We start from the raw sequence: 16,259 nt of genomic DNA, 5'->3' as shown, positions 1-16,259 counted from the left end.
ATGATAAAGAAACTATACATTTTATTAATCACTATTGTTATTATTAGTCACTCAGCGTCTGGGCAAGGTAAGGCAGTTGCGATCACTTTGGACGATCTGTTAGTAGCTGGTGCGTCAGGGTATACTATCGAGGAAATAGAAGATGTTAATAATCAATTGCTTGGGCATCTCGATAAACTCGATGTTCCTGTAACTGGTTTTGTAAATGAAAAGAGCCTTTACGTGAAAGGGGAGATTGATCGTAGATCAGAGGTGTTAAGAGCATGGGCCGGACGAGATAAATTAAGTTTAGGAAATCATACTTTTAGCCATCCTTCATTCCATGATACAAAACTTGAAGATTTTAAATCTGAAGTGTTGAAAGGGGAGATTATAACCCGAATGATATTAGATGAGGTAGAGAAACCGTTGCAATACTTTCGTTTTCCATTCAACTCAGCCGGATCAGACTCAACATCCAAGGCTTCATTTGAAAAATTCTTAACAGAAAAGGGGTACACCATTGCTCCCATGACAGTGGAAAGCTCTGATTATATTTTTAATAGTTTGTATAAAAAGGCTAAAAAAGAGGGAGATAAGAAAGGAATGAATGAGATAAGCAAGGCTTATTTACATCATACGGATACTTTATTTGACTTTTTTGAAAATATGGCTCTTAAAACTCAAGGTAGGCAGATCCCTCATATTTTTCTGGGACACGTCAATGAGCTGCACGCTGATATCATGCCGCAACTGGTTGAACTCCTTAAAAGGAGAGGGTATAGCATTATAAGCATGGAAGAGGCTATGAAAGACCCGGTGTATCAGCAAAAAGACCCCTATGTGGGTAAATGGGGTTTTTCCTGGATGCATAGATGGAATGTAGAAAACCGGATAGACTGGCTTAGGAAAGAACCAGAACCAAGTGAAAAGGTTTTAGCAGATTTTAAAATGCTGAATAAGTAATCTATGACCGGAAGTGTGGCGCCCAGCTTTTCATTTATCATTCCCTATCGCGATCACTCCGGCCACCATAAAAACCTGCTGACCGTACTTCAGTGGATCAAAAATTTGCATGCTGAAGTGATAGTGGTGGAAGAAGGTAGCCAAGAGCGTTTGCAGCTTCCATTTCCTTGGGTAAAAAAAGTATTTATCTATAGCCCACATTCCTTCAACAAGAGCTGGGCACTTAATGTAGGCGCTGAAAAAGCTACTACAGATCGTCTTGTTTTTACAGATGCTGATCTCTTATTAAAGCAAAGCGATATCCTTAAAGGAATTTCTCTCCTTGATGACTACGATGCTGTTTCACCTTATTCCGAGGTTGTTGATCTTACCGAAGAGGAGTCCGAACAGGCTATGGAAAAGTTCCCGGACTGCATGCAGAGAGAAGGCAGGCCCTTCATTAATTTTGCAGGAGGAGTTTTGATGATGAAACGTGAAGCCTTTGAAAGTATAGGAGGATGGTGTGAAGAGTTTTTTGGGTGGGGTGGTGAAGATAATTTTATGACATGGAAGATTTACAAATGGCTTGATTGGAATGAATTGTCAGCTACAGCGTATCACCTTTGGCATAAGCGGAATGAACCCGATAATAACTTGTATGATTTTAATATACAGGTGTTTAATAGGGTAGATACCTATGGGGATGAAGATCTTATCAATTGGGTTTGTTATAGCGGGATATGGAAAGGTGATAAAAACAGATTTGATAAAGTGCCGCTGAAAGAGACAAAAACCTTGGTGATAGAAGTAGATAATTCAAATCATGGATCGAGTATGTCTGCTTTGAACCTGACTAACAGCAGGGAAGAGCAGCATGAAGTTAATAGGAATGACTTATCGGATAGGGTTAAAGAGGGACAGGTAAAAAATATAGTGTTTGTACAAAAAGGATGTTTCTTCCATAACTCGCAATGGTATAACGCAATTGAAAAAACTAGCAGTGACGGAGGTCCGGTATTATTATTTGATCATGATATTATCTGTGTACATAACGATTTTCATAGGCAGGTTATCAGTAAGGAGCCTGTTCCTCTAGGAAAAAATATTGCCTCTGATTACATCTGGGGAGCAGTAGCTTTAAACTATGCAATATGTGATAGAGAACTCCTTGCATTGTTTGAAGATGGAGACCCTTTAAAGATTAAAGAATATTTTAAGAATGGCGATTCTGTTTCAGGTGCTTGTCTGATTAAAGATGAAGCATTTTTTTGTGAAACCAAGACAGAAAACTTGCCTTTGGAGTATAAAAATTAAATAATACTGACTATTGAAAAAGAAGATAGGGATTACCGGAGGAGATAAACATGCCTGGGTAAGTGTGGATCGTACCCGTAGGTTTTATATAGATGCTCTCAATCAAGAGTTTGATCTTGTTTTTATCGAAAATGCACAGCAGCTTGACGAAAATGAAATAGATCTTTTGTTAAATTTTGCAGGGAACATTGGTTGGGAAGTTGCAGGAAAGGTGTCTTGTCCTATAATATATTGTGCACATGGTGGAGCTATACTCAATCAGGATTTCCTATATAAGCAGCTGCCTAACCTTAGAGAATGTGATGGTATCATTGTGAATTGCCATTCTGATGTTGCAATTTTTGAAAGCATGTGTGGGGAAGTTCGGCCCAACTTTTATTATTTGCCGCTTCCGGTTAATGAAGACCTGTTCAATCCAATGGATCAATCATTGGCCAAAGATGTACTAGGTATCCCGGAGGATACGGTGTTGATTGGACATATCTGCCGTTTATTGCCTCAGAAAAATTTGCACAGGTTCTTACATTTATTTGCAGCGATATCAAAAAAACTGGATAACAAGCAGGTTAAGGCTTTGGTGGTAGGTAACTTCTGGGTCGATTATCCAATTCTGGATTATGTTACAGATGCATACCCGCAATATATTGAAGATCTTATCTCCGAACTTGGTATTGAGGATCAGGTTATAATGCTTCCTGCTAAGCTTAGTGATGAGGAATTACTTTGTTGTTATAATGCGTTGGACCTGTTGATTCATCCGACTCATTCCCTGGATGAAAACTTTGGGTACGTTCCGGTGGAAGCTATGGCTTGTGGCGTACCCGTAATCGGAAGTGCCTATGGAGGTCTAAAAGATACAATAAAGGACGGAGTTACCGGTTTTGTAATGCCTACATGGGTTACTTCTAATGGCATTCGTATGGATGAAGCATACGGTATCAGCAAGGCGCTTGAGGTGCTTCAGGCATCGCCGGAAGAAAAACAGAGCGTTAGGCAGGCATGCATTCAACATGCAGAGGAAAAATTCACGTATGAGCAATGCGCTAATATCCTGGTAAAGTTTGCTCAGGAGAGCATGCATCACTATAAGGGCTCGGAAGCCAGAAGAATACTAACAAACCCCGATGAAACCCCCAAACTATCCGGTATGTCATTACCCTCTACCGAGAGTGGCACCCATTGGGGAATGTACTACAGTGTAGTCTCGCATTATGTAAGTAAGGAATGCCCTGATTTTATTCCGGGTACTAAGGTAAATCCCGCTTATCCTTGGCAATATACTGCAGATAATCATATAAAATTAAATGATCCTGCCTGGCCTGCTATTTATAATCTTAATGGAGGAAAAGACCTGTTTGAGAGAATTGGTAAAGAAGGCCTGGTTTATGAAGAGGCTATTCAGGAGGGAGTGTCAATAGAGCTTATAAACGAATGGCTTAAACACGGTCTATTATCTTTAACCAAGAATCATTAAATGTTTAAACTGGATATACTAATACCATGGAAGAATAGGAAAGAGCTTTCACGGTGCCTGAAGGAGAATAGTGTTTTCTTAAAAACAGAAGGTGTAGAGGCTAATTTTATAATCATCAATTGCGGAGGAGATAAGCAGCAAGTTCTTGATTTGGTAAATGAGGCTGATACGAGTTTTCCTGTTCGTATTATTAATTTCGAATATCCCGGTTTTAATAAATCACTAACATTGAATTTGGGGATACTCAATTCAACTGAGGCTACAATTATGGTACTCGATACCGATGTTATTTTACAGGATCTGGAGATTGAGCAATTGAAAACCATTATTGATAACAATGCCTTTGCTACAATAGCAAAGGTACTGGAAGAAAAACCGGAACCGGAAGAATTTCCTGAAGCAGGTGAATTGCTCGAAATAGGTCACTTCATAGAGTTTAAAGGGGCCAACGGGAATAAGGCTCTGGTGGAAATGAACAGACAAGGGGTGTTGGATAAAAGCAGAAGCGGGCCAGGGATAATAATAGCCTCAAAAAAAGCACTGACAGATGTAGAAGGGTATAATTCTGAGCTGGAAGGTTGGGGGTGGGAGGACCTTGATCTAATAACAAGGCTTCAGTTAAAAAAGGGGATGGAAAGAGTAGCCATAGGTACAGTCTTACATATGACCCATAGTGATGATGTGCGATATATAACACCTGAGTTTGATTTTAAAAAGCAGAATGAGCAAAGAAACTTTCAAATTTGTCTGATCAATTATAGGTTAGGGATTGTGGAAGGAAGTCTGGAAGAAGATAAAAAATATATTGATCTCATTGAAGAAGCACATTTTAATGACAGAAAATAAACCGTATTATAATAAAGAGATTGTCAGTAGACAAATCAGGCAAGCCAATGAAACTCAGGCACCGCTATATTTGATATTCATAGGTACGAAACCATGTTATATTAAGCTGGCCAGTTTAATCCATGGTATGAACCAGTACAATGTGCCCTTTTTGGCTATAGATGTTGGTCAACACTATGACCAAAACCTGATTAGTGCTCAGCATGAGCTGGGATTTTCAAATCATATATCTGTTTATCTAAAAGTTCAGGGCACTCTTACCGCAAGAACTCCACTTTTGGCGCATAGGATAAATTGGTTGTTTGATCTGCTAAAAAAAGAACATAGGTTAAATGGACAGGCTATACCGGTGGTATCAGGAGATACCTCAACTGCCGGTCTTGTTCCGGTCTTCTGGTATTTGCAGGAGGGAGGGACCAGTATTCATGTGGAGGCAGGTTTGCGTTCGTACTATCCTGATGTTGATTGGAGTAGCGATGTAGAAGAAGTACTTGCTATACAGAGTACATGTGAATGGAAAATGATCAAAGATGCTCCCTTTCCTGAAGGATTTGACACTCGTATTGCTTCGGTAGGCTGTCAGTTGTTGTTTGCTCCTGAGGAAGTTAATAGGCAAAACCTTCTGAATGAAGGGTACTGCACGTCATCCATACAGTTAAGCGGTTCTCTAAGTAGTGACGCGGTACAAGCGATTAAATCAGTAAAACCGGAAAAGTCGGTATTTGAGGAGTACCCTTTTTTGAGCGAAGGAAAATGGCTGAGAGTCGATTTTCATAGAAGAGAAAACATGCGCCCTGCCGAGTTAAAAATACTATTGGAAGGGCTGATCATGTATATGAAAGAAGGCGGCAAAATCGTTTTTGTGATGACGAATGCTGTTAAGGCTGCTCTGGCTCAGTATGAATTTGATAGTCTCTTTGCAACGGCAATTAAAGAGGGTATGCAGGTGACTCCCCTTTGGCCGGAGTATGCCCAGGTAATAGAGTTTATTAATTCAGATCGATGTATCGGCATTTATACCGATAGTGGAGGACTACAGGAGGAAAGTCATATTTTGAATGTTAAGTGTGCCACTTACAGATGGAATACTGACAGACCCGAAACTGTAAACGTTATCCCATCTAATGTGCTGGTACCACCTGTGAGTGCTGATTTTATTAAAACTAGTTTACAGCTTATATTTCATGAACAAAAAGTATTGACTTATGGAGGTGAAAAAAGGCTGTATGGTGAGCAGGTGGGCTTGAATATAGCATCTTGCCTAAAGCAGTTTTCACCGGTTAACCCTGTTTTAGAAAATGTTATAAGCTATTAATAACCCAATAGTTGTTGAATTTGGATTTCGAACACTTTTTGATCACACGGTTTAATGTGAAAAATACCAAATGGAAAGCTGATAAAAGGGGGGTAACTGTGAGAGATGGACTGTGGACCTCCAAAAGGATGCAGTTATTTGAGTCTATTTGTCTGCCATCAATTCAACATCAGTCAGTTCAAGGTTTTAAATGGCTTATCTATTTGGATTGTGATACCAATGATGAAATACGAAATCGTATGGTTCATATCCAATCTGCAAATCCATTTATTTTCCCCAAGTATATTGAAGGTATGGATGTCTTCATAGATTCAGTTAGAGAAGATATCGGAGAATTACTACAACCGCGAACTAAATACCTCATTACGACAAGAATAGATAATGATGATGCATTTCATCAGCAAGCTATAGCCAACATTCAAAGTGGCTTTAACGGACAAAAATTAGAGGTTATCAATTTGCTTGAAGGTGTGCAGTGGGATTTGAATGAAGATAACTTTTATTACGCATTCAATGAAAGCAATCCATTTGTAAGTCTTATTGAGCAGCTGAATGAAAATGTACCCCTGAAAAGTGTTTTTTATAAAGAACACAGGCACTATGCAGAAAAACCCGATGAAAATTTTACTATGAAACAGTTTTGTGGAGAGCCTATGTGGTTACAAGTGATACATAATTCAAATATTTCAAATGAGATAGATGGCCACCCTATACTTAAAGACGGTGTACTAGAGTTGTTTAACATTAAAATTGACTGTAACTAGTTTATGAGTATTGAATATATCATTGATAATGGTTTTGCCCTTATTGGGATTGGAAAAGACTCTTCTGAAGAACCACAACCTATTCAAAGTATCTCAGAGCTGGTCAATTTTGAATATGTTATTGTATTAGAAGGGCCTTTACTTCCTTATGTAGATCAGGTGTTGGAAAGTGAATGGCTTGATTTTGATGATGATTTTGTTGTGTTTCTCGTAGAAAGACACAGTGCTCCGATTATCAACGGACAGGACCAGGGACCGGTGAGAAGCTTCATTTGTTCATCACAAATATTTGCTGTTCATTATGGCCATTTTAAGGATAATGAGGTTGATACATGGGCTTATCATTTAATGGAGTTGGTTTATGATAGTCAGGTTAACCCTGATAAATTAATGGTAAAGCAACTCCCTTTTAAAGAGTATAATACCCCTGATAGGGTTGCTGGTAAGTTGATCAATGTGGTAATACCTCATAAAGGGAAGAGGGAGGATCTAAATACCTGTTTAAATTATCAACTTAAGGGTGAATATAGCGATCAGAATATTGTGGTTGCATTTGATGAATTTAATAAAGAAACGGATAGCCAGATTATTTCGCGATGGGGGCATGAAGTGTCTTTTTATTGTGCTAAACCAGACAATGTAGGACCTTATGTGGTAAGAGAATTACTAATTAATCAATGCAATGAAGGACTTATCACTTTTGTGGATTCGGATGATATTTCCTGTACCGACAGATTGCAGGTTCTTGCGGGTGCCCTTAATGATGAAGTACGTATGGCTGGGTCTCATGAATTAAGGTTTGATGTTATTGATAAGAAGCTTCGTGCCATAAGGTATCCTCTTGATGTGTCAGGTGCATTAAAAATGCATCCGGGTTTTCCGTTATTGCACTCCACTGCGGCAATGTTTCTTGAAGATTTCAATCTAATAGGAGGTTATTCTACCAACAGGAAATTTGCAAATGATACTCAATTTTTATTGAGGAGTTACTTTTTTGTAAAAATTATAAATGTTGATGAGTTTCTGTACATTAGAAAAACACATACTGATTCGCTGACATCAGGCAAGGTCTATCCTCTTAATGATCAGATAAGAGTTCAGTTGGCAAATCAATGGAATAATGATTTTGAGAGTATTAAATGTGGCCATATGACCATAGAGGATTCTTCACTAAGTCCTGAAAAAGCAGATATTGATCGGTTTGGATTAGTAAAGGCTTAAAATATAAGACATTAAACAAAGATCAGAGTTTTGATAAACAAGAAGAGGGAAAGCAGGAAGGCTCTTAAATACATATTGATAGGAGTAATATTACTAACTATTTTAAGTTGTAAAAAAGAGGTTAAGTCAACAGTGTTATCATCATATGAGGAGGGTGATAGTATCAAAAGGCCTGAGCTATCTAAAAGTGTTTTGCAATACGTTACTTATGACGATCGGATAATAGCACTTACAAATGCAAATATTATTGATGGAACCCATGATCGGATCAAGGAAAGTCAGACCGTAGTTGTCGTTGACGGGTACTTTCAGGTAATAGGGCCAAGCTCCAAAGTTGAAATTCCAGATAAGGCTACAGTATTGGACGTGAAAGGGAAAACCATTATTCCGGGTATAGTAGGTGTTCATAACCATTTACATATGCCGGATTACCCATTTATAGGAATTTCAGGGGCAATGCTATATTTAGCTTCTGGTGTTACTACTATCCAAACATGTGGAGCAGCCTCTCCATTTAAGGATATAGAACTTGCTGAGAAAATACAAATTGGAGAAGTCGCAGGGCCCGATGTAGTAACCAGTGGCCCTTATTTTACCGGACCCGGAGGCAGTACTGGTATGATTATTCCAAATAGTGATGAGGAAATCAGAGACACAATAAAGTACTGGACGAACCGAGGTGTTCGATGGTTTAAAGTATATCGGCACATCAGCCCACATGATTTAGAAGTAGTTATCAACGAAGCACACAAACACAATGCGAAAGTGACAGGACATTTATGCTCTGTTACCTTTGCACAAGCGGCAGAGATGGGGATAGATGGGATAGAACATGGGTTGAATAGTACTAGTGACTTTAGGGAAAATAAGACTTATGGCAAGTGCAACGGATCCAGAGGCTATTTGGATGATCTTAATATTTCAAGCGAAAGTGTGGTAGCGCTGCAGCGTTTGATGGTAGAAAAGGGTGTGTTTTTAACTTCCACATTAGCTATTTACGAAGCGAGCATACCTCAACGAGCCTTTGCCGATAATAGAACTGAGGAAGCAATGTCTCCGAATTTGAAGGCGCAGTACTACACAAGAAGAAAGCAGTTAGACAAGTCAGATTCAGATAGCACAAGGTTGCACAGATTTAGAAGAATTATGCAGTTTGAACGACAGTTTTTCAAGATGGGAGGCACTTTGACAGCTGGAGTAGATGCAGGAAGACATGTGCTGCCAGGCTTTGGCGATCAGCGCAACTTTGAGTTGCTGATTGAAGCTGGTTTTACTACTGAGCAGGCAATTCAAATAATGACGAATAATGGAGCTAAAGTGCTATCTAAGCAGAATATTGGGTCAATAGAAGAAGGAAAACGTGCTGATTTTGTGATCGTTGATGGTAACCTTAGTAACGCCCCAGGTAACATCAGGAACGTGGAGGTGGTGTTTAAAAATGGGTACGGATACAGCCCAAAACTGATGCTGGAGCAAATAAAAGGTAAGATCGGACTCTAATATTTGATTTTTGCAAATTATGGATTGATACAAGCAAACCACTTCAACCACTTCTGAGGGAGCTTTGTATCATAAAAAAAAACAAAAATCAAATATTATGAATTTATCCAACAACAAAATACTGATTACCGGTGGAGGCTCTGGTATTGGGTTAGGACTTACTGAAAGATTTATCCTCGAAAACAATACAGTTATTATTTGTGGAAGGAGAGAGGAACTGTTGAAAGAAGTTTCTGATCGCTACGATAACGTAATAGCCTACACTTGCGACCTATCGACACAGTCAGGGAGAGAAGAACTGTATAATTGGGTTTCCAAGGAACACTCTGATCTTAACGTCTTGGTCAATAACGCGGGTATCCAGAACTGGATGCATATTGATGATGCAGATTTTTATGATAAAGCAAAGCTGGAAGTTGAAACTAACGTCATGGCTCCTTTACATTTAACGAGCATGTTTGTAAAGCTTAAAGAGCTCAATACCGTCATCAACGTTACATCAGGATTAGCTTATGTTCAAATTGCGAAGGTACCAGTCTATTGCGCTACTAAAGCTTTTTTTCACTCATTTACACTATCTCTGAGGCATATGCTCAAGGATCGTAATATCGAGGCCATTGAGGTTATTCCTCCTGCAATAAATACAGATTTGGGAGGTAAAGGAATACATGCTGCATATCCACAGGTAAGTGATTTTGTAGAAGCTGTATTCCAGCAGCTTTATGAGGGTAAGCAGGAAATTACCTGGGGTTTTAGTGAGGACATGGCCAAAGCATCACCTGAGGTGATAGCAGAAACCTTTGATAAGATGAATGCTGCCTGACAGGAAATTTTTTAGGATCATCCACAGGAACTGAGACAGGATTTCAGACTTCCCGTCTCAGTTTCCGTATTTATAAGCATACTTTTACTATACTTTGATTTTTACAAGAGACTATGGAAGTACTTTCTATTAAAGACTTTTATCAAGAACTATTGCCAGATATGGATCTTGATCAATACTTTGGAGAAAACAATGAGCAGGATATTGGACACTTCAATGTATTTGATATTGCTGAAATGTGGAAGAAAAGTCCGTCTAAGCCTAAAATGCCTTATAATAGGCGCACATATTACAAGATTAGTCTCGTCAATGGTCAAAATAAAGTTGAGTATGCTGACAGGGTGGTAGATATTGAAGATTATGCATTGATCTTTGCCACTCCTAAAGTGCCCTATAGATATTATCCGTTAAATTCTGATCAAAAGGGATACTTTTGTGTGTTCACCGGAGAGTTTTTGTCTAAGTCAAAAACAGGTACGCTTATAGATGAACTTCCTATTTTCAACCCTGCATCTAATTTTGTATACCATATGGATAAAGAGTTGTATAATAGGGTTGATGACATTTTTAATAAAATGCAGCAAGAACTATCCTCAGATTATGCATATAAGTATGATTTACTTCGAACTTACCTTTTGGAACTTATCCACTTCGGCCAAAAATTACAGCCTCTTAACCCTTCGGACAAATCACATAATGCTTCAAACAGAATTTCTTCTTTGTTCATAGAGTTGCTTGAACGACAATTTCCAATAGAATCTACCTCTCAAAGAGTTCGGATTAAGTCCGCCAATGAATTTGCTGCATCACTCAATGTACATGTTAATCACCTAAATAAAGTTTTGAAAGAAGTAACGGGTAAGACCACCTCCGATATTATTAAGAGCAGGCTTGCTCAGGAAGCAAAAATCCTCCTTCGGCAAACCCAATGGAACATTTCCGAAATAGCCTTTAGTCTTGGGTTTGAAGAAATAGCGCATTTTTCGAACTTCTTTAAGACGTTGACTTCATATTCTCCCTCCGAATTCAGGAATGGAATGAGAAACTAAGACGAATAGGGAACATGTAGCTTTAATGGAATGATTTCAGCTTGTTTGGAATATCACCTAAGGGTAGGATATATTGTGCTGCTCCAAGCTTTACAGCTTCTCCGGGCATGCCATATACTACGCAGGTTGATTGATTTTGAGCTATGGTTATTGCTCCATGCTTTCTCATTTGTAAAAGGCCCGTAGCACCATCGTTTCCCATACCCGTCAGGATAATACCAATAGCATTTAGCCCGGCGCTTTGGGCAATGGACTCAAAAAGCACGTCCACAGAAGGACGGTGGCGGTTTACAAGTTTGCCATTTTTGATCCTTATCCGGTAATTGGTAAAGTTGTATTCGAGTGTCATATGAAATCCTCCAGGGCAAATGTATGCATGACCGATTTGTATGATCTCACCATCAACAGCTTCTCTTACTATGATAGGGCAGCGGGCATCAAGACTTTTTGCAAATGATTGAGTGAAGCCTGCAGGCATATGCTGTACGATCAAATAGGGAGGAGAGTCAGTTGAGGCATTTTGCAAAAGCTCCCTTATGGCTTCAGTACCTCCGGTAGAAGCTCCCACTGCTATGATCTTATGTATAGGCTGCGCTGAAAAATGGTGTATAGTCGAAGAAGGCGGATGAGCTATAGTTTCTGGTGCTTTTTCATTCTGAGTCAGAGGTCGTCTTCGTACAGGGGCCATATTTGCGGCTTTTATGGCATCAGTTATCAGTACTTGTGACTCCTCAAGATGATCTTTGGTATTTCTGATCTCTGATTTGGCGAGAATTTCAACGGCACCGAGTTCCAGGGCTTTTAGAGCTTGTCTGCTACCCTTTTGAGTAAGGTTTGAAATGATAACCACCGGAATAGGGTACTGTGCCATCATGGCTTTGAGGAAGGTAAGCCCATTCATTCGTGGCATCTCAAGGTCCAATGTAATTACATCTGGTACTTCATTGCGAATCTTTCTTGCTGCAAAATATGGATCGGCTGCAGTACCAATTACTTCAAGCTGGGGGTCTGAGTTAATTATGTTGCTCAGGGTTTGTCTTACTAGGGCAGAATCATCAATTACTAATACTTTGATATACCTCATACTTGGTTGAGTAGCTTCATTTTAACTTTTCTTGTACTGTATTGAATATTAATTTTCTTCTGAAATGACCTCCTGTACGCAGTGCCAATATCTTTATGCCATAATGTAGTATCAAGGGTTATCAGTTTTTTAGTTGAACAACCTTCCTTTAACTTCGATTTTACCAGTAGTGTGTCAATAGAAAAATATCATTGATTAAGATTTTTATTTTTAATTCCAGGAGTACCAGGGGCCTGTAGTGGTTCATGCCTGCCACATGGGATAGACAGATGGAAATGCATGAACCTAAAATGGCTTGTATCTCAGTAGCTTCTGAAGTAACAATAAACTGATCATCGACCAGGTAATATATTCTCATGGTATGTGTCGGTAAATGGTCGGTTTTACTTGTTCAAAAGGTACTTTCATCCCCATCGTAGATTCACTGTGCCCCAGAAATAACAGACCACCTGGTCTTAGATGTTTTGCTAGTCGATTAATTACCTTTTCCTGGGTGGCTTTATCAAAATAGATAAGTACATTTCTACAAAATATGACATCAAAATTCATGGAGTAGGGCATATCATATTCATGTACCAGGTTAATCCTCTTATATATGATCTTTTTCCTGTATTCAGGTTTGATCCGGACAAGAGAACTGCCAGGGTCCTTACTTTTAAGAAAGTAAGCTCGTTTCAAATGGTCAGGGAGCATGTCAATTTGCTCGTGGTTGTAAACTCCTTGATAAGCAGATTGTAAGACCCTGGTGTTGATATCACTGGCCAATATAGAATAGGCGAGAGGACCAGTAGCCTTTCTGAACTCCTCAAGAGTTATTAAAATGGTGTAGGGCTCCTTGCCTGAAGAACAGGCCGCAGACCATATCCTCAAAGGGCGGTGCCTATTGTTACTTACGTAGTGTGGGAGAAAGTCTTGGGTAAGGTGATCAAAATGAGCAGGTTCCCTAAAAAAATCAGTTTTATTGGTGGTAATTAGATCAACAATATGCGGTAGTTCCTTTACTTTTCCTTCTCTGCCAAATATATAGGCTAGAAATGGTTTATAGCCGTTATAACCTAAATTTCTTATTTTTTTATTAAGCCTGCTTTCCAGCATACTTTTTTTTGCTGGAGGGAGTTTAATACCGTATTGTTGCGTGATAAAGGTGCTAAGTTTTTCAAAGCTTTCTTCATCCATTTTTATAAAACCAGATGAATACATGTGGAAGTTTTTTAACAAAAACGTTTAATAAAAAAGCATGCGCCCTATTGTGAACCTAACAAAACTACTACTTATAAAGAAGTGGGCGCATGCAATGGGTTTGAATGTTTAGGTAAACCGTTTAGTTTAATTGTTGCTGAGCAAGTGCATTTTCTATCTGAGCAAAAAATGCATCAGCATTGTATGGTTTCCTTACCCATGCAAATAGCCCTGCAAGTTTGGCTGCCTGCATTTTTTCCGGGTTTGTTTCAGTGGTAAGAAATATCACTGGTATTTGTTCTGTTTCATTATTGGATTTGATCTTATTTAACAACTCCATTCCTGTACAATTTGGCATATTATAATCTGAAAGTACCAAGTCTACCTTGTTTTCTGAGAGTATCTCATAAGCCTCATTTCCATCTGAAGCACCAATAGTTTTATACCCTTTTTTTTCAAGTGTTTTGCATAGAAACATTTGAATGCTACTAAAATCATCTACTACAAGTATGGTTTTCATATAATCAGTTTTTTGAAATGTTAAAGTTCTACCGTGAGTTAACTCCAATGGGGTTGTATCACAGCTATGATAATTTTTTAAAACTCAGAGAATTCATTATCAGCCGGGCCTTCGTCAAGCTCGATTTTGGCACCGTTTCCCTGTACTTTTACCTCTTGTTTGCTGCCATGGTTTTTGTTGTTAACCGTAGATACATTCCCTTTCTTATCAGAAATATTAAAATCTGATTGACTGTTGCTGACTTTAAAATAGCTGATAGCAATTTTAAGCTCTTCGGCTTGAGTGCTAAGTTCTTCAGCATTGGAAGACATTTCTTCTGATGAGGAAGCATTGTTTTGAGTGATCTGGGAAAGCTGTTGAATGGCTCTGTTGACCTGATTGGCCCCAGAGTTTTGTTCTACACTTGCCGCAGCAACTTCCTGAACCAGTTCAGCAGTTCTATTAATGTCAGGAAGGGTTTGTATCAACATCCCTTTTGAGTCCTCTGCTAGTTTGACGGTATGCGATGATATTTCATTGATCTCAGCTGCAGCCTGCTGGCTTCTTTCCGCCAGTTTTCTTACTTCCGCAGCTACCACTGCAAAACCTTTTCCATGTTCACCGGCACGGGCGGCTTCTACCGCGGCATTGAGAGCTAACAGATCAGTTTTTGATGCAATTTCTTCGATGATAACAATTTTTTCTGCGATGTTATTGATTGCTTGAACTGTTTCTGAAACAGATAAACTAGTGGCTTCAATATCTTCAGAAGCCTTATTAGCGATCTTCTCAGTTTCTCTTGAGTTTTCAGTATTTTGCTGTATGTTAGCTGACATTTGCTCCATAGAAGATGATACTTCTTCCGCTGAGCTGGCTTGTTCCTGGGAGCCTTGTGATAATTGTTGCGAAACAGATGCCACTTGCTGACTGGCGGCTAGTACATTATCAGCACCATTAGTGATGGTGATCACAATATTGCGAAGGTTGTTGACCATCTGCTCTAACGCTTCATCCAACTCGCCTCCATGATTTTCAATGGATTTGAAGTCAATCACCAGATCTCCGAGTGCCACCTGCTTGGCGAGGTTTACGGATGACCTTAATTTAATGATCATCACTTGCAATTCTCTGAGCATTAGCCCTATCTCATCTTCCGTGGATATTTTCACATCTGAGGAGAAGTTTCCTGCTGCGATTTTCTTTACTGCATCGGTAGCAATATTCAGAGAACCAGTAATACCGCGAAGTAACCATATAGACATGAATACACTTAAGATGATGGTTACAGCAATAATGATGATCATGCTTCTTATGGTGCTACCGTACTTCTCGTTGTTGGATATTTTATCATTTTCCAACAATCGTTTTACCTGATCATAATACTGCTTTATTAGAATATTGATCTCATCGGCTATGGCATCAGCCTGACCCTTTGACAACTCTAAAGCTTTTCCATTTGTAGCCTGATTGGCCATATTCATAGCTTTTTTGTGGATGTCATAATAAGCCGCATATTGTCTGGTATACTTTTCCAGCATTAACTTTCCTTCCCCTGACAGGTTTCGGTTCAACTGACCCAGGTAAAGCTCAAATCTATTTTCAATTTCTGATGCCTCCTTCAACACAACTTCACGGGCACTGGGAGAAGTGGACAGAATGAGTTCGTTTTCCAATGAGCGAAGCATATGAAATTGCTCATCCAATGCTGCAACGGTAAGTACCTGCTCCTTCGTGCCGTTATTAGCCAGATACGTTTGCAGCTCGGTCAATGTAGAGTTGGCTTTGGTGAATTCATTGCTTCCTTCTTTTGTAGAGAGGTTTCTGGCTACATTTTCAGAATTTGTCATGCCCAATTCTACAATATCCATATTGATCTTGATGAGGTCATCTATCTTGATATCCAGTGCCTGTGCAAGGTTGAGTAATTCGCCTGAGCTCAGGGAAATTACTTTTTCAATTCGCTCATTAATTGTCAAAGCGTTATTGTCAATTCTTCGTTTCAGGTCATTCATTTCCTGAATTTCTGAAGATAGGGCTAGTTTTCTTTGGTTCCGGATCATATTCATAACCTCATATCTTAATTGAGCAATATTTCTTTGCTGTTCCACTGTTCCATCCAAAACCTGGTTAAAACCTTGATTAATGGCACTTATTCTACTATAGGAAATGATAAAGATCAGGCCTACAAATAGAACAAGTACACCTAAAGTCAGTATCAGCTTATTACGAATAGTAAGTTTGTTCATCATGTTTTCTTTGGTTATAGT

15 protein-coding genes are annotated in these 16,259 nt (G+C 39.1%); 10 read left to right on the top strand and 5 right to left on the bottom strand.

The features are described from left to right. From JMN32_RS23490 to JMN32_RS23445, 10 genes are all read left to right on the top strand, one after another. On the top strand, positions 1–945 hold the full coding sequence (locus JMN32_RS23490) for a polysaccharide deacetylase family protein (protein ID WP_202858827.1): 945 nt from the start codon (positions 1–3) through the stop codon (positions 943–945). 3 nt (positions 946–948) lie between these two features. Next, positions 949–2,238, top strand: a complete 1,290-nt coding sequence (locus tag JMN32_RS23485; RefSeq protein ID WP_202858826.1) for a glycosyltransferase family 2 protein — start codon at positions 949–951, stop codon at positions 2,236–2,238. Between the two features lie 13 nt (positions 2,239–2,251). Beyond that, entirely contained in the window at positions 2,252–3,712 is a 1,461-nt protein-coding gene (locus JMN32_RS23480) for a glycosyltransferase family 4 protein (protein WP_202858825.1), read from the top strand. Further along, complete coding sequence (locus JMN32_RS23475; protein WP_202858824.1) at positions 3,713–4,558, top strand: glycosyltransferase family 2 protein; 846 nt, start codon at positions 3,713–3,715, stop codon at positions 4,556–4,558. Continuing rightward, positions 4,545–5,873 carry a UDP-N-acetylglucosamine 2-epimerase gene (locus JMN32_RS23470; RefSeq protein WP_202858823.1) on the top strand — a complete coding sequence of 443 codons (1,329 nt, stop codon included), beginning with the start codon at positions 4,545–4,547 and terminating at the stop codon, positions 5,871–5,873. Before JMN32_RS23475 ends, JMN32_RS23470 begins: the two co-directional genes overlap by 14 nt. A 14-nt stretch (positions 5,874–5,887) precedes the next feature. Continuing rightward, positions 5,888–6,637 carry a glycosyltransferase gene (locus JMN32_RS23465; protein ID WP_202858822.1) on the top strand — a complete coding sequence of 250 codons (750 nt, stop codon included), beginning with the start codon at positions 5,888–5,890 and terminating at the stop codon, positions 6,635–6,637. A gap of 3 nt (positions 6,638–6,640) precedes the next feature. Next, complete coding sequence (locus JMN32_RS23460) at positions 6,641–7,858, top strand: glycosyltransferase (protein WP_202858821.1); 1,218 nt, start codon at positions 6,641–6,643, stop codon at positions 7,856–7,858. Between the two features lie 30 nt (positions 7,859–7,888). After that, entirely contained in the window at positions 7,889–9,358 is a 1,470-nt protein-coding gene (locus JMN32_RS23455; protein WP_238354599.1) for an amidohydrolase family protein, read from the top strand. Positions 9,359–9,455: 97 nt separating this feature from the next. After that, a complete protein-coding gene (locus JMN32_RS23450; protein WP_202858820.1) occupies positions 9,456–10,181 on the top strand; it encodes an SDR family oxidoreductase in 726 nt (241 codons plus the stop codon). Positions 10,182–10,294: 113 nt separating this feature from the next. Continuing rightward, the gene (locus JMN32_RS23445; protein WP_202858819.1) at positions 10,295–11,230 is read left to right on the top strand and encodes a helix-turn-helix domain-containing protein; all 936 of its coding nucleotides are present in this window, start codon (positions 10,295–10,297) and stop codon (positions 11,228–11,230) included. A 22-nt stretch (positions 11,231–11,252) separates the two neighbouring features. On the opposite strand, the gene JMN32_RS23440 is transcribed toward JMN32_RS23445, so the two are convergent. The 5 genes from JMN32_RS23440 to JMN32_RS23420 form a co-directional block, all read right to left on the bottom strand. Beyond that, positions 11,253–12,314 (bottom strand): protein-glutamate methylesterase/protein-glutamine glutaminase, encoded by a 1,062-nt coding sequence (locus tag JMN32_RS23440; RefSeq protein WP_202858818.1) that lies wholly within the window; start codon positions 12,312–12,314, stop codon positions 11,253–11,255. 160 nt (positions 12,315–12,474) lie between these two features. After that, positions 12,475–12,672, bottom strand: coding sequence for a hypothetical protein (locus JMN32_RS23435; protein ID WP_202858817.1), 198 nt, complete (start codon positions 12,670–12,672; stop codon positions 12,475–12,477). Continuing rightward, positions 12,669–13,514, bottom strand: a complete 846-nt coding sequence (locus JMN32_RS23430; protein WP_202858816.1) for a CheR family methyltransferase — start codon at positions 13,512–13,514, stop codon at positions 12,669–12,671. The genes JMN32_RS23435 and JMN32_RS23430 overlap by 4 nt, the downstream gene beginning before the upstream one ends. A 121-nt stretch (positions 13,515–13,635) precedes the next feature. Then, the gene (locus tag JMN32_RS23425; protein WP_202858815.1) at positions 13,636–14,013 is read right to left on the bottom strand and encodes a response regulator; all 378 of its coding nucleotides are present in this window, start codon (positions 14,011–14,013) and stop codon (positions 13,636–13,638) included. Between the two features lie 77 nt (positions 14,014–14,090). Then, positions 14,091–16,241: a HAMP domain-containing methyl-accepting chemotaxis protein gene (locus JMN32_RS23420; RefSeq protein WP_202858814.1), complete on the bottom strand. Its 2,151-nt coding sequence runs from the start codon at positions 16,239–16,241 to the stop codon at positions 14,091–14,093. Positions 16,242–16,259: the final 18 nt, after the last annotated feature.

Origin of the sequence: Fulvivirga marina (assembly GCF_016775155.1) — a bacterium.
In the GTDB taxonomy this organism is placed as follows: domain Bacteria; phylum Bacteroidota; class Bacteroidia; order Cytophagales; family Cyclobacteriaceae; genus Fulvivirga; species Fulvivirga marina.
Note: the sequence above shows the minus strand (reverse complement) of the source record. Positions and strands in the feature narration are given on the sequence as shown.

Coding starts and splice junctions, on each gene's coding strand:
- JMN32_RS23490 (WP_202858827.1), top strand. CDS start 1: ATGATAAAGAAACTATACATTTTATTAATCACTATTGTTATTATTAGT.
- JMN32_RS23485 (WP_202858826.1), top strand. CDS start 949: ATGACCGGAAGTGTGGCGCCCAGCTTTTCATTTATCATTCCCTATCGC.
- JMN32_RS23475 (WP_202858824.1), top strand. CDS start 3,713: ATGTTTAAACTGGATATACTAATACCATGGAAGAATAGGAAAGAGCTT.
- JMN32_RS23470 (WP_202858823.1), top strand. CDS start 4,545: ATGACAGAAAATAAACCGTATTATAATAAAGAGATTGTCAGTAGACAA.
- JMN32_RS23460 (WP_202858821.1), top strand. CDS start 6,641: ATGAGTATTGAATATATCATTGATAATGGTTTTGCCCTTATTGGGATT.
- JMN32_RS23450 (WP_202858820.1), top strand. CDS start 9,456: ATGAATTTATCCAACAACAAAATACTGATTACCGGTGGAGGCTCTGGT.
- JMN32_RS23445 (WP_202858819.1), top strand. CDS start 10,295: ATGGAAGTACTTTCTATTAAAGACTTTTATCAAGAACTATTGCCAGAT.
- JMN32_RS23440 (WP_202858818.1), bottom strand. CDS start 12,314: ATGAGGTATATCAAAGTATTAGTAATTGATGATTCTGCCCTAGTAAGA.
- JMN32_RS23435 (WP_202858817.1), bottom strand. CDS start 12,672: ATGAGAATATATTACCTGGTCGATGATCAGTTTATTGTTACTTCAGAA.
- JMN32_RS23430 (WP_202858816.1), bottom strand. CDS start 13,514: ATGTATTCATCTGGTTTTATAAAAATGGATGAAGAAAGCTTTGAAAAA.
- JMN32_RS23425 (WP_202858815.1), bottom strand. CDS start 14,013: ATGAAAACCATACTTGTAGTAGATGATTTTAGTAGCATTCAAATGTTT.
- JMN32_RS23420 (WP_202858814.1), bottom strand. CDS start 16,241: ATGATGAACAAACTTACTATTCGTAATAAGCTGATACTGACTTTAGGT.